The 20,368-nt window shown below is 40.5% G+C and carries 24 protein-coding genes; 8 read left to right on the top strand and 16 right to left on the bottom strand.

The window, feature by feature from the left end:
* Positions 1 to 176 precede the first annotated feature (176 nt).
* The 3 genes from V6259_RS00270 (at position 177) to V6259_RS00280 (ending at position 3,321) form a co-directional block, all read left to right on the top strand.
* Complete coding sequence (locus tag V6259_RS00270; protein ID WP_341582872.1) at positions 177 to 1,397, top strand: tyrosine-type recombinase/integrase; 1,221 nt, start codon at positions 177 to 179, stop codon at positions 1,395 to 1,397.
* 116 nt (positions 1,398 to 1,513) lie between these two features.
* Positions 1,514 to 2,209, top strand: a complete 696-nt coding sequence (locus tag V6259_RS00275; RefSeq protein WP_341582873.1) for a hypothetical protein — start codon at positions 1,514 to 1,516, stop codon at positions 2,207 to 2,209.
* On the top strand, positions 2,209 to 3,321 hold the full coding sequence (locus V6259_RS00280; protein WP_341582874.1) for a helix-turn-helix domain-containing protein: 1,113 nt from the start codon (positions 2,209 to 2,211) through the stop codon (positions 3,319 to 3,321). Before V6259_RS00275 ends, V6259_RS00280 begins: the two co-directional genes overlap by 1 nt.
* 42 nt (positions 3,322 to 3,363) lie before the next feature.
* On the opposite strand, the gene V6259_RS00285 is transcribed toward V6259_RS00280, so the two are convergent.
* From V6259_RS00285 to V6259_RS00325, 9 genes are all read right to left on the bottom strand, one after another.
* Positions 3,364 to 3,672 (bottom strand): hypothetical protein, encoded by a 309-nt coding sequence (locus V6259_RS00285; RefSeq protein WP_341582875.1) that lies wholly within the window; start codon positions 3,670 to 3,672, stop codon positions 3,364 to 3,366.
* The gene (locus V6259_RS00290) at positions 3,650 to 3,937 is read right to left on the bottom strand and encodes a hypothetical protein (protein ID WP_341582876.1); all 288 of its coding nucleotides are present in this window, start codon (positions 3,935 to 3,937) and stop codon (positions 3,650 to 3,652) included. The genes V6259_RS00285 and V6259_RS00290 overlap by 23 nt, the downstream gene beginning before the upstream one ends.
* A complete protein-coding gene (locus tag V6259_RS00295) occupies positions 3,930 to 4,532 on the bottom strand; it encodes a hypothetical protein (RefSeq protein ID WP_341582877.1) in 603 nt (200 codons plus the stop codon). The genes V6259_RS00290 and V6259_RS00295 overlap by 8 nt, the downstream gene beginning before the upstream one ends.
* 3 nt (positions 4,533 to 4,535) lie before the next feature.
* Positions 4,536 to 5,891 carry an AAA family ATPase gene (locus tag V6259_RS00300; protein WP_341582878.1) on the bottom strand — a complete coding sequence of 452 codons (1,356 nt, stop codon included), beginning with the start codon at positions 5,889 to 5,891 and terminating at the stop codon, positions 4,536 to 4,538.
* 40 nt (positions 5,892 to 5,931) lie between these two features.
* Entirely contained in the window at positions 5,932 to 7,131 is a 1,200-nt protein-coding gene (locus V6259_RS00305) for a type I restriction endonuclease (RefSeq protein ID WP_341582879.1), read from the bottom strand.
* A gap of 136 nt (positions 7,132 to 7,267) precedes the next feature.
* Entirely contained in the window at positions 7,268 to 7,762 is a 495-nt protein-coding gene (locus V6259_RS00310; protein ID WP_341582880.1) for a PIN domain-containing protein, read from the bottom strand.
* The gene (locus tag V6259_RS00315; protein ID WP_341582881.1) at positions 7,746 to 8,816 is read right to left on the bottom strand and encodes a helix-turn-helix domain-containing protein; all 1,071 of its coding nucleotides are present in this window, start codon (positions 8,814 to 8,816) and stop codon (positions 7,746 to 7,748) included. Before V6259_RS00315 ends, V6259_RS00310 begins: the two co-directional genes overlap by 17 nt.
* Positions 8,817 to 8,907: 91 nt before the next feature.
* Positions 8,908 to 9,087, bottom strand: a complete 180-nt coding sequence (locus V6259_RS00320) for an AlpA family phage regulatory protein (protein ID WP_341582882.1) — start codon at positions 9,085 to 9,087, stop codon at positions 8,908 to 8,910.
* A 165-nt stretch (positions 9,088 to 9,252) separates the two neighbouring features.
* Positions 9,253 to 9,696 (bottom strand): RNase H family protein, encoded by a 444-nt coding sequence (locus V6259_RS00325; protein ID WP_341582883.1) that lies wholly within the window; start codon positions 9,694 to 9,696, stop codon positions 9,253 to 9,255.
* Positions 9,697 to 9,949: 253 nt separating this feature from the next.
* On the opposite strand from V6259_RS00325, the gene radC reads away from it, so the two are divergent.
* From radC to V6259_RS00345, 4 genes are all read left to right on the top strand, one after another.
* Entirely contained in the window at positions 9,950 to 10,429 is a 480-nt protein-coding gene (gene radC, locus V6259_RS00330) for a RadC family protein (RefSeq protein WP_341582884.1), read from the top strand.
* Positions 10,430 to 10,522: 93 nt separating this feature from the next.
* The gene (locus tag V6259_RS00335) at positions 10,523 to 10,963 is read left to right on the top strand and encodes a DUF2787 family protein (RefSeq protein WP_341582885.1); all 441 of its coding nucleotides are present in this window, start codon (positions 10,523 to 10,525) and stop codon (positions 10,961 to 10,963) included.
* A gap of 194 nt (positions 10,964 to 11,157) precedes the next feature.
* Positions 11,158 to 11,718, top strand: coding sequence for a tyrosine-type recombinase/integrase (locus V6259_RS00340; protein WP_341582886.1), 561 nt, complete (start codon positions 11,158 to 11,160; stop codon positions 11,716 to 11,718).
* An 81-nt stretch (positions 11,719 to 11,799) separates the two neighbouring features.
* Entirely contained in the window at positions 11,800 to 12,291 is a 492-nt protein-coding gene (locus V6259_RS00345; protein WP_341582887.1) for a lecithin retinol acyltransferase family protein, read from the top strand.
* A 32-nt stretch (positions 12,292 to 12,323) separates the two neighbouring features.
* Here the strand turns inward: V6259_RS00345 and V6259_RS00350 are convergent, their stop codons facing one another.
* On the bottom strand, positions 12,324 to 12,980 hold the full coding sequence (locus V6259_RS00350) for an inovirus Gp2 family protein (protein ID WP_113915757.1): 657 nt from the start codon (positions 12,978 to 12,980) through the stop codon (positions 12,324 to 12,326).
* Between the two features lie 558 nt (positions 12,981 to 13,538).
* Here V6259_RS00350 and V6259_RS00355 point away from each other — a divergent pair.
* Positions 13,539 to 14,504, top strand: coding sequence for a hypothetical protein (locus V6259_RS00355; protein WP_341582888.1), 966 nt, complete (start codon positions 13,539 to 13,541; stop codon positions 14,502 to 14,504).
* A 298-nt stretch (positions 14,505 to 14,802) separates the two neighbouring features.
* Here the strand turns inward: V6259_RS00355 and V6259_RS00360 are convergent, their stop codons facing one another.
* The 6 genes from V6259_RS00360 to V6259_RS00385 all read right to left on the bottom strand — a co-directional run bounded on the left by V6259_RS00360 (position 14,803) and on the right by V6259_RS00385 (position 20,119).
* Entirely contained in the window at positions 14,803 to 15,978 is a 1,176-nt protein-coding gene (locus V6259_RS00360) for a hypothetical protein (protein ID WP_341582889.1), read from the bottom strand.
* A complete protein-coding gene (locus V6259_RS00365) occupies positions 15,890 to 16,492 on the bottom strand; it encodes a hypothetical protein (RefSeq protein WP_341582890.1) in 603 nt (200 codons plus the stop codon). The genes V6259_RS00360 and V6259_RS00365 overlap by 89 nt, the downstream gene beginning before the upstream one ends.
* Entirely contained in the window at positions 16,476 to 18,209 is a 1,734-nt protein-coding gene (locus V6259_RS00370; RefSeq protein ID WP_341582891.1) for a hypothetical protein, read from the bottom strand. Before V6259_RS00370 ends, V6259_RS00365 begins: the two co-directional genes overlap by 17 nt.
* A gap of 70 nt (positions 18,210 to 18,279) precedes the next feature.
* On the bottom strand, positions 18,280 to 18,408 hold the full coding sequence (locus V6259_RS00375) for a hypothetical protein (protein ID WP_341582892.1): 129 nt from the start codon (positions 18,406 to 18,408) through the stop codon (positions 18,280 to 18,282).
* A 48-nt stretch (positions 18,409 to 18,456) separates the two neighbouring features.
* On the bottom strand, positions 18,457 to 19,806 hold the full coding sequence (locus tag V6259_RS00380) for a type II toxin-antitoxin system HipA family toxin (RefSeq protein WP_341582893.1): 1,350 nt from the start codon (positions 19,804 to 19,806) through the stop codon (positions 18,457 to 18,459).
* Complete coding sequence (locus tag V6259_RS00385; protein WP_445928491.1) at positions 19,796 to 20,119, bottom strand: helix-turn-helix domain-containing protein; 324 nt, start codon at positions 20,117 to 20,119, stop codon at positions 19,796 to 19,798. Before V6259_RS00385 ends, V6259_RS00380 begins: the two co-directional genes overlap by 11 nt.
* Positions 20,120 to 20,368 lie beyond the last annotated feature (249 nt).

The following is a 20,368-nucleotide window of genomic DNA, read 5'->3' on the forward strand; positions in this document are numbered from 1 at the left end:
ATTTTTAACGATAAAAATCAATAATTTAATTTAAAAAAATAGTCCATAGCTGTATTCTAAAAACCACCTTTAACCACCACCATGTGGTGGTTAATTTGGTGGTTGTGATAGAATCAGTAGAAAGCTGAGTGGTGGGTAATCAATGCCTACCCATATCGCATTACTGTAGGTGGGCTATGGCTAAGTTAACTGTTAAGAAAGTAGAAGCGCTGATCAAAGCGGGTGGCGATAAAACGAAGCGCCATGCTGACGGTGAGGGTTTGTACCTTGTTGTCCCAGCTTCAGGCACTGCGAGCTGGATGCTTCGCTTCACGTCAAATAACAAACGACGTGAAATGACGCTAGGTAAGGTACAAGACCTTTCTCTATCCAACGCTCGCCTGGAAGCTGCTACAAAGATGAAACAGGTAAGAGAGGGTTATGATCCTCTCTTACAACGAAAACGCGCTGAACAAGAAAATATTAAAACGGTTAATGACCTATTTGAAGACTGGTATCCAACCTTAGTTAAACGCCTTAAACATCCTAATATCCCCAAACGGGTTTACACCAAAGACATAGCTCCTCATATCGGCGACCTACGTTTAGATCAAATTACTGCTCGTGATATCAGAAGCACAATTAACGCTATTAACGAGTCTGGTCGCCCCACCATTGCCAATGATGCACTAGGACACTGTAAACAGCTTTTTAATCACGGTATTAAACTTGACCTTATCCAAGGTAACCCCGCATCAGCCTTTACTGTAAGAGACGCTGGTGGCATTGAACAAAGTAAAGACAGAGCCCTAACAGAAGCGGAATTAAAACAATTCTTTGATACGGCAAGAGAACATAGCACGAGCTTTACTCGCGACAATTACTTAGCTTGTGCATTGTTAGTTTGTTTGGGGGTTCGTAAATCTGAATTGTGTGAAGCAAAATGGGAGGAGTTTGAGCTAAAGAAAGGCTTATGGCACCTACCAAAGGAGCGCAGTAAAACCAACGTAGGTTTTACTATACCCTTAGCACCAGAAGTATTGGAATGGCTTAATGAGCTGAAGATAAGGGGCTTTGGCTCTGATTACGTGCTGCCTAGCCGTAGAAGTAGCAAAAACCTACATATGGGCTCAGACACGCTTAACAGAGCTATTACCAAGCTATTTGGACATGAAGCAGGCAAAAAGAAACAACCACCTAATTTGATGGGTGATATGCTGCACTTTACAGTACATGACTTGCGCCGCACTTGCCGTACACTACTTGCAAAGCAAGGCACCCCCGGCCATGTGGCCGAGAGGTGCTTGAATCATAAGTTGAAAGGCGTTGAAGGCATTTATGATAAGTATGATTATTTTGAAGAGCGGAAAGATGCGTTAGATACGCTAGCCTTGCGGATTTCTAATATTGTTAGCTAAATAAAAGCATTGATGCTGATGAAGAAATTTAACTGTGTTTAAAACAAGCCAAAAACTCCTTTTTATTTACCTCAAATGAGGTAGTATAAACAGGAATATCATACGGAGTATTTTAAATGACCAAGACAACAGGCAATCTAGCCCACCAACCACAAATCATTAAAGACCCACAAGACGTCGAGCCGCAGCTACAAAGCCTAGCCAACCTTAGCCTGCAAGATTTTGCACAAATCATTCTAACGGCGAACTTTGCTAGAAGCGACGAAACCGCCCACAGCACTAAAAATTATGCAGGCACTAACTTTTACCACATCCTGGTAAAGGCTATTAGAGACGTCTTGTCGACCAAAGGTTTTACAGCACACTCACACCGTAATATTGAACTCGCTTTACACGACAATATTGTTATTGGTGTTTGCAAAGGCGATGAAAATACGGGCAACCCAAACCAAGAACCACGCTCCCAATATAAAAAGGGAGATGTAACCCTAAAGCTTCTAGGGTTAAGACAAGACGATAACCCTCAGCAAGAAAAATTATTCTCCGATACAGAGAGACTGCACGTAAAAGGCGGCAAGCTACAATTAACGCTTGATGAAAAAGAAAGAGATGTTTGGGTATTGGTTCACTACTCAATAAAAAATACCCTTGGTGACTATCAAGTAAAAGCGGAGTTATCGCAGCCAGCAACTTATGATAACAATGGCTATATCAACTCGTTTGCAAACAGAATTATTCTTGATTTTGGCCAACAGCAAATTAATAATGCTGCCCCTGAGTTTACCGACAACATCGATTTTAAGATTGAATAATGCTGCACTACAACCCTGAACGTTTACGCTTCGCTCGCGAGCGCCGTGGCTTAACCAAAAAGGCATTGGCCGACGCAGCGGATCTTGATAGCAAAACAATTACTGTCTATGAGAGCGATAGTAAAGATAGCGCCCCTACCCTATCCACCTTAGAGAAATTTGCATTCGCTTTAAGCTATCCCATTAGCTTTTTTCAAAAAGACGACGCGCCTACACTCGAAACAGGCGCCGTTAGTTTTCGAGCGGCAACCAAGCTCAGCAAAAAAAATGAAAATGCAGCCAGGCGAGCAGGTGAGTTAGCTAAAGAACTTAATCAATGGTTGGAAAGTCAGTTTTCGTTACCAGCTAATACCACCCCCGCGTTTGAACCAGAAGAATATGGCGACCCTGCAACAGCCGCCGCTATGCTGCGCCAGCAATGGCAACTGGGCGAACGCTCGATTACTAATATGGTGCACTTGCTTGAATCGAAAGGGATCCGCGTACTTTCCTTAGCGGAGAATTGCTTAGATGTTGATGCCTTCTCATTTTGGGAAGACAACACACCCTACATCTTACTTAACACAATGAAATCACCAGAACGAAGCCGCTTTGATGCTGCCCATGAGTTAGGCCACTTGGTGATGCATAAATTCACACAAAACAAAGGACCCGAAGCAGAACAGCAAGCCAACCAATTTGCCTCTGAATTTTTAATGCCGGAAGCCAGCGTAAAAAGTATCTTGCGCCCGTGGCCTACACTTCACCAGCTGATCCAACAGAAGAAAAACTGGAAGGTATCGCTTGCCGCATTAGTCAGACGCTCTTACGACCTTGGCTTCTCTACCGACTGGCACTATCGCCAATTGAGCATTCAACTAGCCAAACAAGGCTTTAGAAAGCAAGAACCAGAAGGCATGGAGAAACGCGAAACCTCGCTCTTATTAGAAAAAACATTCAATGCGTTGCGCACTAGAGGCATTAGTCAAAAAGACGTGCTTGAACAGCTAGGCTGGCCGTTGGATGAATTAAAGGCACTTACATATGGGCACGGGCTAGGAATGCATATCGCTAGTAACAAAACTGTTATACGCACGAATAATAAAAAAGCAGATTTAAGCGTTGTGAAGTGAAAGGTACCATTCTGTACTCACTGCCTTTAAGTTATTAGCCTATCACGTCGCCACTTCAGGATTCCGCTGGCTACCTTCAGCATAGCTATCCAATGCATCAGCTAATTGTCGGCGGTAGTTTTCTTCTTGCAGAGCAGAGACAAGGTAATTTTCATCACGCTGATCAATAAACTTGGTATGACCACCAGCGCGCTCGGCCATTACATCCAAGATAATATCCAGCAGACGTGAACGCAAAAGGCGTGCGGGCTCACTTTCTGTTAATAACATCCCTATGTTGAGCACTGCACGAAAACCGAACAAACCCAGCGCGGTGGTTTTGGTACCGTCATTGATGTCGGTACCAGACATTAGCCCCTTGAATTACTTTAGTTTTTTTACCTTCTAACACCTGATAGCCGTTGCTTTTTAACTCATCGGCATGGCTAGATAAGTAGCGCTCAATAGTACGGTCTGTAATGTAATACAAGGCAACCACTAGGGCCTTGGTAAATACCGTTTCACCTTCAAAGGTCACACCACCCAAACCCAAGTGCTGCTCGGCTTGTTGCAGGGCGTAGCGGTTGTTAAGGATATTTTGACGGTCATGTGATGATGCGGTTAGGTCTTTAGCCATTTGCTGCTCCCCTTGCCAACTGAGCCAGTGAAATATACCCAGTCTGGTAGGCTTTGGGGGTAATCACTTCAATGTGATAGTCTGCAATATGGGTTGCTGTTGCATTAGGGCGATATGTAGCACCTTTACGCACAGCACGGTCATCAGTTGTAGCTATCACTTTCTTTATTTGTATTGTGTCCGTCGCAATACCATAATGTAGATTCACCATTGCCAACAGATAATTAAGGAACAACTCCGAATTATTGAGCTGCTTTTTTGTCGCTTCAGGCTTTGGTTTGTCTGATTTAAGATCGAAAACCAATGCATAAGGCTGTTCACCTTCTTGCCATAGAATGATCAGGTCGCAACCTTTGTTCACGCCTTGGTCGTTCCCCACGTCAACATAAGGCGATAGTTGCTTAAACCAGCGATTTGAGTTACCACCTGGCTGATGATCCAATGTAAATGCAAGCGCATTTTCAGGCACATTGGTAATATACAACTTTTTAATCTTGCTATCTGCTCCATCTTCTTTAAGTAAAAGTTCTTTATTAACAATATCACCATCAATAACTACATCACGATTAATGATTTCCCTCATCGATGCCAGCATATATCACTCCTTGATACCGTAATAAATTTTATCTGCCAGCTCGTTAGCATCGGCAATTAGATTATCAAACACTTCCATATTGATGCCATACTGGTCGACTTCAACGGAATGTATCTGGTGATCGTCTTTTAAGCTGTAGGCTTTGATTTGTGTGGGTTTGAGCAAATCCAAATCCGTCATTTTGGCTGACTTCATAATCTGCTCTTTGTTTTCTACGTCAAGGTTAAGCATCACACGATTGTTCAGCTCGCGAATGAGATAATCGCTATGAGTCGTTACCAACACTTTAACGCCAGAATTCACTAGCCGCGCTAATAGTCCCGCCATTTTGCGTTGATTATCTGGGTGTAAGTTTAGCTCTGGCTCGTCGATAATAAGCATGCCATTTTTCTCAGCTAACGAGTTGATGTAGAGGTCGATCAAAAACAATGATTTAATCGAAGATGAAGCCACATAAACAGGTATTGCGACTTTATCTCGGCCGCGTTCTTTTTTGGGCATATACATCACTTGTTTATCGACGGCTTTGTAAGAACCGCCCATTAAATCTTGTAGTGCATCACGAATCGGTTTGCAGTCGCTTTCTTCTCGAATAAAGCTCTTACTTTTGCAGAGATTCTCATAATCCCGAACAACACTAATATTGTCTTGTATTGGCTGGGCATATCGCGAACGCATGCTATTGAGTAGCTCAAGCGGGTTAACCTTATCGCCGCTGGTAATATGCTCGATAATAGCGTTTTTACTAATATCCAGCTCTTTATAGAACAAGGCTATGCCCGTTCGTTCTGATGTCACGACAAAGGGGCGTGGCAATAAATCCGCAAACAGGCAATCAGTAATATGATCACTAATGACATCATCCAAAATTCGGTCAGGCACACGGCTGCCACTTTTGGTCTGGAAGGTCACCGACAAAACAGTTTCCTTGGCGGCTTTATAAAAACTTAATTGTTCCGACTGACCAAAGTTTATCGATTGCTTAAACTCATTGGCAAAATCAAATTGTAATTGATCATGGCTAAATTCGGCTTTAGCGCCATTAAAAAAATCTTTTGGCACATTAAAGTAGCGCGGCAAGTTCTCAGAAAATTCTGAAGAGGCGTTTTTTAGGTAGTCCGCTAATTTCGCTTGATAGTCGGTTAATTCGATCAACAACGTGCCTTCGTCACGCAGTTGCGCTAACCTTTCACGCGATACCGATAAATCAATCCACTGTTTAAACTGGCGCAGCAAGCCATAGATAGCATAGCTGATGTAGGTTTTGCCCATATTATTGGGGCCGCAAATCACGGTTAAATCACCCAGTTCAACGGTGCCTTTATCAATACCGCCTAAGTGTGCAAAGTTAAATTTCATGCGACCTCCTGATTAAGCAGTGTGGTGTAAAGTTTAACATTTAGCTTGCCTCCACAACAGTGACTTGGCCGTTCATTAGCATGGGGAGAAGCCAATCACGGAGTGAAGCGAGCTCTTGGTTCTCTTTTAAGTTTGTCAAAATAAGATCCATTTTTGACTTCGTAAATTCATGAAACTGAGTCAATGTACTTTGCGCAGGGATAACCACATCAAGGCTTTTTATTTTGTCCTGTGACAAATTATCTCGAGCGGATCCAGAGCTTAAATTAATTAGGTATTCGTAGAGCCTTTCAAGTGTGAACTTAAGGTAAACATTCATTTCTTGATCAAATGGATTAATTGCGCAAATTGCCTGATTAGTCGCAGCTGGAAAATCAATAAAACTGACTTTACCTGCTGTTGCTCCATACATAGCCATTAATATGGTATTTTTCGAGAATAATTTCGCGCTGGATTTTTCCAACCCTAGCTCGGTTATAAAATTAGCTGTTGAAACAATGAATTGTGCATTTAATTCACCACTATTAATCCACGGGATAGTACCATTTTCGTAGAATTCAGGGGTTGAGCTCAGCGGCGTTCCGCCCGAACCTGTCACCGCAATTTCTGATAGTTTTTTAACCTCCCACCCCTCCGGTATTTCCCGCTTTAGGATTGGGTTGTAGACCATTTTGCCGCCGGAGGTTTTGTAGGGGTTGCCTTGGCCTCGCGGTGAGTCGTCGGGGAAGTCGAACTGTACAAACCAGTAGTCGTACAGGGTTTTAGCCATGGCTTCCAGCTCAGCGTTGATGCGGTCACGCTCGGCCAGAACACCTTCGCGGTTATTGGGCTTTTTTACTTCAATAAATACCAGCGGCATGCCATTGATTAGCAGAGTGATGTCTGGACGGAATTCTTCATCGCCATTCTGGCAAGTGAGTTCTGTAACGACATGAAAACTATTGTTATTGAAGTTCTCGAAGTCAATCAGCTTGGTGTTTGAACGCTCAGATAGGCGCTCAAAAAAAGCACGGCCTAAATCTTCATTGTCGAGCAACAACTTTACATCTTCCAACAAACGCCCAGCTTCAGTAGCTTCAATGCCTGGATTAATTTTACTAATAGCCGCTTTGAACAAATCGGGGAAAATGTTGGTATCCAGATCCCAGGCTTGACCTTTTAACGAAAGATACTGATAGCCCAAGCGCATTAGATGCAAAATAGCAGGGATTTTGACGCGAGAATCTTCATTGAACTTCATGATATTCCTTTATAATTTTATTAATAAGTGCATCATTTTTTTCGAAAAACTAGAATTTTATATCAATCAAACCTAATCAAAATCACAGGATATTTTACTTTATCCATTTTAGGTATCTAGATAACCATGCAAGTTTTTAGGAACTATTTTTCTCTAACAAAATCAATTCTTGCTCAGCAATATTCCAGGGTAAACGCCTACCATTAGCTTGCATAAGTTTATAGGCAGTTCGCGCTTGTTCGGTGTTGATTTGCTGATGAACCACCAGCTGGCTTACTAGCCAAATTGTGCCGTTGACAATTGCTGCTTCTTTTTCTGCTGCGTTTCTAAGTGCCATGTCACCCGTAAGCAAAGGACATGACTCTTGCTTAGCTAATGCTAGAGCAAAACAATCGTTACGACTCGCTTTTCTATACATAGTCGTCAACTGCATGGCATACATCATTGAGGCGGGTAAGATCTCTTTTAGCTCTAGACCAAATTCAAGCAAATGGGAATGCGCCTCTTCCAATTCTTCTACAAACAAAATGTCTGGCGTTGCAAATTGGTACGGCAAATTAAACATAGCTTCAAGCAAGCCACCCTCTTCCATATCAATCAGAATATTGGCATCACTAATTAATAACTGCACTCAAAGCCTCCAACTTTCGTTCTTTATGAAAGCTAGATACAGACATACCAAGTAATTCTGCGGCTTTAGACTCTCCTATGTACTCTTCACCTAACGCTCGATATACCAACTGTTTATACAAAAAAGTCGACTCATGAGGATACTCTTTACCAGGCTCTTGAGTTCGCCAGCCACTTTTACCGAACAACATAAACAAACTTTTCTGAGTTGCTGGAGTAATAATCTCACACTGGCCTGCTCGATACAGTGCCGCTAGCATGCTAATCCCGTATTCATGCTTTAACATCAGTAACTCGCGCGGCTCAATGTTTCGACGTTTTTCACCTAGATGCTCGACAAGAGTTTGTGCAGGCAGTAAAAAAGCGCCAGCAAAGGCATTGCACACTTTCTCTTCATCTAGTTCTTCAGATAAGCGGCCATGAACCACCAAGTGCCCAAGCTCATGTGCTAACGTAAAACGCTGTCGGTCACCACTCTGGCTCGTTGAAATCACAACAACTGGAGTGTTATCGATTTTACCAGCTAAACCATCAAACTTTTTATTCGTTTCCACGTCCGTGGTAATGATCATGACCCCTTTTGCTTCAAGAGTATCGATCATGTCGTGAATTGGGTTTAGGCCGAGATCCCAAGCGTGACGCATCTGAATCGCTAGCTCTTCGGCTTGCTCTAGGCTATTAATTTGCTTTGGTAGATCATCCGGCAGCCCAAACTCAGGAATCGGTTTCACTGAGTCGGGATAAAGCTCTAGTAGCTCTTGCCAGCGTTCAGCTTGGTCTAAAACATCACCATTGATTCGGTCTAACACTTTCTTTGGTGTGCTCGCACGTTTGCGATACTCCACACCGGATATTTCGACCTTAGTAGGACGAAAGAAGTATTCGGTGCGAACTGATAGCGCCTTAGCAAGCTTTAGTAGGTTGGTGGATGAAGGCATAGCAATGCCATGTTCATATTTGTTAATTGAGTTTGCTGATAGATCGATTTCATCAGCTAAAGCCTTCATTGTTAATCCAGCAGCCTTACGAGCTCGCTCTAGACGTTCTGCAAACATGGTGTCCTCTCTGAAATGACGGATAGGTTGATAAAACATAAAAATATATATGATTTATAAACCTAATCATTACATTTTTTCGATTACTTTTCTATTCTATTCCTTCTATTTTACTCATCATCCAATCCTCAATTTCACTTTCCAACCATGCTTTACGCTTACCCATCACTGTGACGTTCTTAGGAAATTCTCCGGCATTAATCAGGTTATAAATACTGCTGCGGCACAAAGATGTTTTGTCCATTACTTGTTGTAGTTTTAAAAATCTCATTGGGTAATCCTTGTTATGCGGTTTCTGTCATAACAAAGGCAGCAGTGTTATTTTTTACCCTAGCCTATTTACTCAACTGATTTTCTTGCCTTACTAACAATGCAGATTTAAGCAGCAAAAAACATGAATCACTCACTGGCAGCACCAGTGAGTGATTCATTATCATTACAATTCTCGGCTTGCTGCTGAATAAGCAAGTTTAGAGGCCGCATCTTTTGCACCTATAGGAGAATAGGCATCCACTTTTTCCACCTCCATGAACTTTTCTGATCGCAACTTATCCACTTGATGCCAAAGCTCCCTATTGGCAATAGGCTTTTTACTTGCCTTGCGCCATCCTCGACGCTTCCAGTTATCTAGCCATTCATTAAAGCCTTTGACACAGTACTCACTGCTCGAATAGATAACATCACCATCACTAGCAAACTCTAACCCTTCAATGAGAGCCAATAGATCTAAGCGCATCACCTCGATTGTATTTTCAAAACATACCCAGTTCTCATAAGTAATTTGTCCATTGTCATCAAGCGCAACCAAACCAGTCCCACCACAAGGACCGCCTCTTTGCTTTTCTATAACAACCGCTTCCACATAAATTTCTTTGGTCATGATAATTTTCTCCAGATACTAAAAAGCCGATACGTAATTGCACCGGCTTTATTGGTTTAATTGTTAAACACTCAATGTCATTGCGCTGTCGTGTTATGCCCTTCTGTCATAAAGAAGACTTCGTGTGTATTTTTTAACCTTAATCACTCATCTCCCAGCCTTTAACTAGGCTCCCTGTCATCATCGAAAGCTTTTTCAGATATATATCATCGTTACGCATAGCCCCATTAACTAATGCCAAAGGAGGCACCCTATGCGTTCGCCTAAGCAACTATCCAGCTATCCCTCTCATCAGACTACAAACATCACTGAACTGTTAGAACAAGCCGCTGAGGCTCTTGCACAGAAATACAAACGAGAAGGCACTTTTACTAATGCCAATAATGTAAAAAAGTATCTCACGCTAAAATTAGGTTCTTATGAACGTGAAGTGTTTGCACTCATGTTACTAGACAGTCAGCATCAGCTAATTCGATTTGAGGAACTGTTTTTCGGAACAATTGATGCTGCTGCGGTTTACCCCAGGGAAGTCGTCAAAGCCGCCTTACACGCCAATGCCGCTGCTGTCATTCTGACTCACAATCATCCATCTGGATCACCGGAACCCTCGCAGTCCGATATAAACATCACCAACACACTCGTCAGTGCTCTAAAGCTCATTGACGTTAGAGTGCTCGATCATATCGTTGTGGGTGAACAATGCGTGTCGCTCGCTGAAAGAGGGTTAGTCTGAATAGGCCCTTCTCTTTAACCAATCCCCTTCTAACTACCCCCTTTCTTTATAAAGAATCAAATGGTGTTACTTCGATAACACCAAGGAGAGCACATGTCTGTTCAAACACCTGCTATTTCATTTTGTGACACTGCATTACCTATCTCCATAGCGTTCAAAAAGCGTTTACAGATTGTATTAAACGAACATACAAGCCAATTAGAAAAGCACCACATAATCCTTAACTTTAAAGATCAAAGTTACTCTGCTGATCACGGTGGTTATCACCCTGTTGAAATAGCATTAAGTAAATTGCCTGACGGTCAGTTCTTGATTCAATACATTACTGACTTTAGCTATGAGAACCATGAAGACACTGAGCTAGAAAAAGAACTTGATTTCGACTTTGATAATTCTGTGGCGTTTACTCGTTACTCAGGCTGGCAAGAGATTAATTCACCAGGTATCGATGAGCTCTATCAACTTTGGGAAAGTAACTTTCTCTGTTATCTAGAAATTGGCGCATTCGATCGAGTTGACGTTGAAGGCCTTTAAGTTAAGTCGCTTTTCTCAACTCATAACCTCATGAATGAACCAACAAGATCACCAGCACAGACACGCGCCTAAGCAGCTGCTTCCCATATTGTTAAAACGGGAAGCTGCAACCGCCCATGAAATAAGGGTTTAGCTATCGCGCCCCCTCTCTGCTTCTCAAAACTCCCACCTACAAACAAAAAAGGAAACAGACAATGGCTGAAGTGCAAGCGGTAAAAGACAGCGACACGATCCATCTGATCGGCCATCTACTAAGTATTCGCTTTAACCCACAAATGGCGGATGTATGGAACATTGGCCTCAACTTAGCGTTACGGATATCAGATCTGCTTTCTATTCGTTTTGAAGATATTCATGGAAGCCGTTTAATAATTCGAGAAAGCAAAACAGGAAAACTAGCCAACATTCAATTGAACACTAAAACTCTTGAACATATTTCAAGAATCCAAGCTCAGTACCCTTCACATATTTATCTATTCCAATCCCATCGATGTCAGCAAATAAAGCACACAGCACCCAAACCGATTTCACGACGTGCCGTGTCTATGGCTTTTCAGCAAGTAGGAAAAGAGGTGAATATTATTTTAGGGACACACTCTATGCGCAAAACACGAGGTTACTTTTTATATCAAGCAACGAAGGACATTGCCCGAGTAATGAAGATGCTTCGCCATAGCTCGGAGGGCGTCACCTTACGTTACATAGGCATTACCCAAGATGAAGTAGACAAAGACTTTGTATCGCTTGAGCTGTAGTCACAGAAACAACTGTCAGCTTAAGTAACCCCTTCCACAAATTTGCCAACGATCTACGCTGGCTCAGCTGAGTAATAAGTTATGAATCCATTAGCACTCTTAGGAAATATACTAGTAGGCAATTTAGCTAAAAGCCTAACCGACAATCTTTTCTACAAAACAAATGGCCCCGTCAGAGGAAGCATTCTTTATTGTGATTTGGCATTTGGTGCTGCTGAACATTCCGGCATCTATGTCGGCAATAACCAAGTAGTCCACAAGAATGGCCAGGGGGCGGTTGAACTCGTATCGATCAATCAATTCAAAAACACCATTAGCGCCATTACGATCTACATAAGTTGTAATAGCGATGGAGAACCAATAGGTGATGAGCACGTAGCTAATGATGCAGAAATGCTGATTGGAACCAATAGCACATATTCTCTACTGAGCAATAACTGCCACCAATTTTGTAGTTACTGCATCACAGGGAACTTCACATCAAACACCTTCTCTCTCAGGCAGCTTAAAAAGGACGCCAAGCTTTTTTTAGACACATCGCAATGGAGAGCATGGAATTTAACGAAACGTTAACTAAGAGGGCTTTAAGAGCCCTCTGCTAATCATCAACGAGAGCTACAACCAAAACATCGACGACCTTCCCCGTAATGCTTGGTTCTTTTTTTTGCCATATAACTTATTCGATGAAATAGGTCACTATACTGCTGTGAAAAATTCCGATCATTTTCATTCAGAAAATAGCCATGATCCTTAGGGAACTCGACCAAACGAGAGTTACTAGCAAGGCTACAACCTAAAGCGCTAGACCAAGCATCAATAATCATTGACGCTAAGCTTCCATCAGACGAATACTGACCTGCTTTGTAATACCTGTCTTTATTAAAGAAAAGAACGACATGATAATGATCGTTTCTAGAAGTATATCGCTCTCTTACCCATGCATACCTTACAGTACAAGGACGAGCTCTTTTACCTTCTCTACACATCCTCCTTGTTTGGGCTTTAACCTTTGCGCTTAACGATTCTATAAATCTCTTCATCAGGTTTATTCGATCCCAATTGTAGCTAATTATCTCATCTCGACTTAAGCAATCATCATAGACATCAAAACCTGGAAGCCTAAGATCAACCCTAATAGCGTAAGTTCGAGGATGTTCTAATAGAGATAAATTTATCGTGTTTAACAGCTTGTCTAAGTAAAGAAGACTGTTACTGTCAAGCGTCCCTTGGATCGGTAGGCCCTGATAACTATTTTCTTTCATGAGTAATACCAGTGTTATTTGTTCACAGGTATCCCCAGTCATATTATTTTTTTACAGATTAACTAAGCTTTACTCTACTTGGATAAATTAGTGTCTTATACGTTAGTGCTAGTTAGTTATATTAACCATACCGCCACTACCAACATCATCTTGCCAGACTACAAGCCAGCAATAGAGACACTGGTGACAACATAATCATACAAAAATCAGTCTGAAGTTACTTAACGATAAAGTGGTGTCCTTAAACTGAAAAATACGACCATAGGTCAAAATAATCCATATTCAGTCACAGCCAACTTGTAAAACATCACCTATTTCATGGCAAAACCTATGCACATTTAGCTCCCCATCTAAGAGAAAACCTCTATTAAATAGACTTCCTGTCAATATACTTATATATAATCATTACGGAAAAACCACTAAAAAATCACCTTTAAATCACCTTAAAACCACCATTAAATCACACAAAACAAACTAAAAAATCACTAAAAACACTACACAGTAATACATATAAATGATACAAGTACTGTATCCTCGTAGCTACAGAGCCTAATAATTATGTTTACAGTCAACTATGACTTTGAAGCGCAATCATTTCGAGAGTGCGCTTTCTATATCGAACACCTCTATAAAGAATTTGAAGATGTTCGTCTAAAGAAAATAGACCAATTTGACTCAGTCTCTACATGTTCGAATGCAATCAAGGAAGAAATTGGGCATCTTGTTAAGGGCGAAAATGCTAGAAACAGACTAATTAAAAAAATGAAAGCTGCATTTAAAGAACAGCAACTTAGCGACAAAGATTTTCTCTGGCTGGATAGTTCAGATGTACGGTTTTGTAACTGGGTATGGTGTTACTTAAGATCAAACCCCAATAGAAGAAAAAGAAACAGGACGCGAGAAAACATAACATCAAGATCTAATATAGATTGGAATGAAGATATAGAGATATTAAACACAGAATTGTTAGACTCAACTACCTATAATCACCGCTCTCTAGGTACTTTAGAAAGTATAAGCAACAACACCAAAGATAGGTATAAAGATATTATTAAATATTTTCATACATCAGAACTAAGCTTAGATGAACAAAAAACAGACATAAAAGGGTTAATTCGCTATTGGGAACCAATTTTTGAAGACAAAAGAATCGTTAACTGGCTAAACAAGAAAGATGATATTGAGTGTGACTGGGCATGGAAATACATTAAGAAATTTAATCGTAAATTACTTAGCGAAACCTGGTCTCCGACTAATGACAATGAAAAAAAACAAGCCATCATTAGTTTATTTGATCGACTTCACGACAGACAAGATAGCAAATCACTACTAATTGGAAATATGAAGCGTGCCTGGAATCAAAAGAAATTCCGAGACAAAAAAGAAGGAAAAAAAGCTTACAGCATAAGTATGACAGAGACGACAAAACAGCAGCTCGATAAGCTAACTGAACACAAAGGATTGAAAATCAATGAGACTATAGAGCTACTAATCAGAACTGAATTTAAAAACCTTAACAATTAACAAACCTATGCGGTGGTCAATTTGGTGGTTTATAAATTTAAAAACAGATAATATAAAAACAACCATTTGATTTTTAATGTTTTTATATTTATATTCTACATTCAGATCCAAAACATCGAATAGACCCTCTTATTGAAGCGACAGCTCCGATAAAGTAGTAAACGCTCTATTGGCTTAACGCCAAAACCTCGATATATACATCGAGATTTTGGCGTTATATGAAGGTGTCTTCTACCTGTATGAGGTTAAAAATATTTCAAACCCTAAATGATGCATTTTTTTGGTCGTAGGGACTCCGTTAAACCTCTGAAAATAATAAATTGAATGGCATTGGATAGCGATAATATCGACAAGCCATCAAGGTTAAAGGCATATGTCCTTTTGAAACCGCTGATAGCTGCCAAAAGCCATTCAAATGCTCACACTCTTCTTTTATATGGCCTAAGGCGTCCTTTCCATTAATAGGAAAATCCGTTGTTGCAACGCCATGTTGATCCGTTCCTGAAAACCAATGTATTTCCGAACTTTCAGATGGATACCAATATTGCAGAGTGCAATTTTTTAACTCCTCTTTACTAAAGCCTTCAAGTCTTGTTGCGGCTTCCTCTCTGCCATACAACTCACAAAAAACTGTTAATACAGGATAAAGAATACTCGCTTTTGTAATGGATTCCTTATATGAGGTATCCGTTTTATCTGTATTTCGATGCTCGAGCAATTGTTCGTATGTATGTAAATTAGTGGGATACATTCCATTAGTAATATATGAAAAAGTCACTCTTTCCACTAAGGCATCAATCCAGCTTTTTGCGAACTCTTTATTTCGATCGTCTTGGTATAACAGATGAAGAGCTAAAGCCAAATCAATAGCTTGCTCATCCTTATAAGGCGAGAGTAACAGTGGGTTGTTAACGACTAACTGACTAATAGAAGCAGTTACGTTTGACAGCCTATCTTGTAAGGAAATTTGCTCTTCACTGTCATAATTTTTAGTTGTGTCTTTGTTATATGACTCTGTCAGCTCAAACAATAACCACTGACCCTTGATCGCTAAACGTCCTAAAATATCGAACAGTTTAAGATTAATACTGATCGAGCATGGAGCAGAAATAAGTTTAGATATAGTGTGTTTTTTACCAACGAAAGGATGAATACATTTATCCAAATAAGCATCTGTGATTGTATGGTAAGTACTTAAAAGATTAGCAAAAGCTTTTTTTACGGTTGGTTTCCTAGGGTGTTTTTTAGCTATGTCCCAAGCTAATAAAAGAGAATATTCAGCTGAAAGGTAAGCTGGCTCAAGATTGTCCTCATCTCTACACCATGAAAATAATACCCAAAGTACTAGATTTAACTGTATTAAATTCTTAACTATTCTTTTATCTTCATTCTCCTGGAAAATTAGGCGAGCTAACTCGCAAAAGTGTCGATGAGATAAAGCAGGCTCTTCGATTAATATTAATGACTTTCTCATTAAAGATGACTTTTTTTTTCCAAGGTAGAATACTTCCTGAAAGTAGATGAGCTGAAATTAATGTCGCTAAATAGTCTCCATTCCAAATTTCATAAGCTCTTTTTTCTGTTTTATTCTCATCGATATAGGATACAACCCGATCAGACATACTTGAATGCATTTCACCGCCGAAACAAATACAAATAACAATTTTTAGGTCTTTAAATTGATCAAGAATTCTATTTCTAATAAAAGTATATTTAATATCCTCTAAAGATGGAGCCAAAGCTTGATTACCATTAGACCAATGATCTCTAGTTAAATCTCCGTCCTTAATAGAAAAAAGGTATAACTTTTCTTCTTCTCCTTTTTTAATAGATCCAATTGCAACAACATCGACTCCATATTCAGCTACACCTCTGGAAGGCTTGATTAAAACATTCAATCCCATTTGACTAAGCAAGTCGGGGAGCACTGCATCTAGCTCTTCTCTCTCACGTAAAGAGGCCAAATATTCCTTAAGAATCAACTTCATTGTTGAACCTCTCTGTGCGAAAAACTCTGAGCATAATATTCAAACCTTCAGGGTCAATAATATCCATTTTTGGCATTTCTGTAGATTGTGAAAAAGTTTGCATAGTGTTGATACTGCGCTTCGTTTCATGCCCTGTATGAATATGACCAATAACATCCCGACCATATAAAATAGTTTGAGTCCCTACCAATTCCATTATTGAACCTTTTTTAGAATGATCAATACTCTGAGATAGTTTTGTATTGAAGTCTTTCCAATAAAGATCAGCTTCTCGTTGAGGTGATAAAAGCTCTTTAACAGAGTTAGCTTCACTTATATCTGAGCAATAACTATCTAAATTTGATAGCAGACGATGGATACTAATCCTAATATTTTCATCATCTATGCTTTCTAATTTGTCTTGTATATAGCGTTTACTTTTCCCCATATAACTCAGTAGTAATGGATCATAAATAAGCTGTTCGATTTGTATTTTGATATTTGATGATGCATGAGGAAAAATCGAAAAAAGGTAGCTAATAGCCGAAATAGGTTGAAGGTAAAACCAACTAATAACCTTCTTAGATAAGAACAATATCTTTTTATCAGTCAGAGGTAAAACTGATTTATCAATAGATAGTTCATTGCCTGATAAACCTGTACTTGAAACGAGGTCATGTATTGCTTCATAAAGCTTAACCTCACCAGAGAGAAACCACTTGGTTACAATAAGATTCAGAAAGGTGTTATTTTCCTTATTAGATATTTCATGAGCTAAATGCGAGAAAAAATCTATGGTCACTCCTTCATTTTTGAGTAACAGAGACTTAAGTAAATTTTCTGCAACATCATATTTCTCAGCATTAATGGCATTACGAATAACGATGGTAATAAGGTTAAAAGTATCCTGATTTTTTGGTGATGTATGCTTTACATAGGATATTAATAAATCGACTGTGCTATCTGGAGCACTCTTACATTCAAAACAAAGAAGGTATGCAGCTTCATGAATTGTTTCTGCCTCCTTAGCCCCAAGACAACTATCTAATATTTGATTAACACCAAGCCAAAGGTCAGGTGTGTTCTTTGCTAAAAAACCAACGGCACGGACAATTCCTGATTTTGCCATCGAATTGTTTTCTGAATAATATGCCTTATCAAGTAGCTCAAAACGCTCTTCTGCTGAACATCCGTCTACGAGAGGCATTCGACCAATAGCCAAATATATTTGTCGTCTTACTGATGGATTTGGATGTTGAATCAAGTCAGAGAACTGTGCCATTACCCACTTAGAATCTAACTCTGCAGCAGAGAAAAGCGTGGTTTGTATAAGCTCATTTCGTTCTTCTGGCTTATCTAAAAGATAGCTCAACGCTACTTTTGGTCGTTCAATATCTTGTTTACAGAATTGAACATAGAATTCGTGGAAATTAGCATCAGGGAGTTTGTTTTCTTTTACATGTTGGAAAACATCTATCACATCAACAACTGAGCACGTTAGCTCAGGTAACGCAGCACAATAGATGTACATGAGATCGTAAGGGTTATTTCGGTCATCAAGTTGCCGGAATTGTTCATTTAAATCAAATCTACTTTCATTATGAAGACTTATTAATTCTTTAATAATAACGCTTTCTTCGGCTCGAACAGCTTTAAATTCGAAGTCACTTAAAATTCCCAGTAAGCTGTCATTTTCAATCGCATTAATTAGTGTTTTTCTTACTTCCAATTGTTCCATCTAAAAGTCCCTTATAAAAATGAACATAGCTACGATCTATGCGATACAGCAACCTTACTATAGGAAATACCTAAACATTAAACGCCGATTTCTTCAGGGCTTGCTCGGCTCGGCTTGAAATCGATCTTAGTGCTTGGCGCGCTTTAGCGTCTAAATACCCATCTAGACGATCGAATTTATAGTATTGATATTCGCTCACGATGACCTTCCTATGTATTTATTAAGAATTGAAAAGTTGGTTTTACTTTTATTGAAAAAGCGCGGCATTTTCCTGTTTGCGCTGACCCAATGTCTTAGTAATCGCAGACACTGTTGTTTTACTGATCCCTTGTTGCTTCGCAAGATACGTAAATTGGCTGAGTGCTTCTGCGACTTCTTCAATAACTTGCCTTGCATCATGCCAATTCCCATAGCCTGCGCTTGCTGCAAGTTTTTGCATGACCTTAAGCGGTGGCGCTTTGCCATAACCTCCGAACGCAGTGGCGTGTTCGTTGAATGGATGTGGACTGTAGGTAACATCATAAAAAGGTGCAGGATTCCATTGACCGTCATCCGCTTGCAAAAACGCCCAGTTTTTACTGTGGTCGTCTTGATTAGACGACAGCAGATTAAAAATGGCGCGGCGAAATTGCAGTTGCCCAGCAGCTGGAGATTTACACAACTGACGGCTGGCTTTGATCAAGTCAATATAATCTAAACTTGGCGTTCGAAAGTCTGCATTCAGCAGCCCGCAGGCGCTGTGCATATGCAAGCGACCTGAACTGCGCTTGCTGCCTAAATTGCTCTGTTCAGTGACATAATCAAAACGTTTGAGCGCCAGCCACGCAAGTGCACCGCTGGCATGAGGCGCCTCAATAAGTTGCCAGATCGGTGGTTGGCACTTAGCTTGCTCGGCCATTTGCAAATAGACGGCCTCACACAAACCTTCTTCATGGCCGAGCGCTAGGTTTTTAGAGGTAAACTTAATTAGCCAAGCTTCATCTCCAGGCTGAGTAAAAGTTCGACAATGCTGGGTTTCCCCAGCAGGCATATAAATCTGCGCCTTGGGTCTTGCTCCACCCGAACTACCACCGGCGACTAATGCGGCCAACACCTGTTGAGTATGCCCATCTAACTCATCGTGATTATCATCCATATAATCTGACATTGAAGAATCGAACAACGTTTGCGCTTCTAAGCCTAAATTAGCTAAATCAATGTCAGCGTTCGTCGTAGCTGAAAACTCAGACACCGGAGTAAAAGACAATGCTCCCATGCCTTTATCACCGACAAAAGCCAGTCGGTCCATCGCCGTTAATTGATTAGGCAGGATGCCCTTTTGCCGGAAAATACGATCTTGTAACAGCATGCCCCAGCCATCGGGCAAACAATCTCCAAATACGCCATGTACACCTTGATGCGGCTCTTTAGGTGCGGCTTGTACTTGCGTGTTCGCTTGCAAGGTAAACGGTGATAAATTGCCAAACTGCTGAAAATAGCTGTCTGCATACTGGAAAAAAACACCTTGCCGATTCTGAGCCAAGACCCCTACAGTGACCTGCTCACCTGAGCTTAACGTGCGGGTTACAGTGAGTTTTTGAATGGGTTTAAAACTCATCTTTTAGCACCTCATCAATGCTAGCGGGCATAGTGGCGCGCTCTTTGTTAGGTTGTGTGAGCTGATAAAGCCTATCCAATGAGTCGAGGGTCTGCCATAGCAACAACAATTGGCGAAATGAAATTTGCCCGGTCAGCTCAAATTTCTTAATGGTGGCCGCAGGTACGCAGCTTCGCTCGGCTAACGCAGCTCGTGACAACTTTGCTCGTTGACGTAACTCACGTAAATAAACAGCATAGGCTTGGCTTACATCGGTATCATCAAGTAAGGTAAAATTCATTAGCAATGACCAAATAGATACAGTTATATCCATTATAGCGAAATAAAACAGAAATTGGATACTATTGTAACCATTAATTGAAAGGTGTTGAAAAGTTACTCTATGAGTAACAACCTGTAGACCTGTGTAAAGGCTTACTATGAATGTTATAACCATGATGTATAAAGCCAGCTCTTCTCGATTTTAGATTTTTCTATTCTAGAAACGCCAGTTTCACAACAATTCCGTCATTTCGAGTAATTAAAAGCACTTTCTCTTTCATCTATCGGTTAAAATAAACAC

The sequence above is a fragment of the Marinomonas sp. TI.3.20 genome, assembly GCF_038155025.1.
In the GTDB taxonomy this organism is placed as follows: domain Bacteria; phylum Pseudomonadota; class Gammaproteobacteria; order Pseudomonadales; family Marinomonadaceae; genus Marinomonas; species Marinomonas flavescens.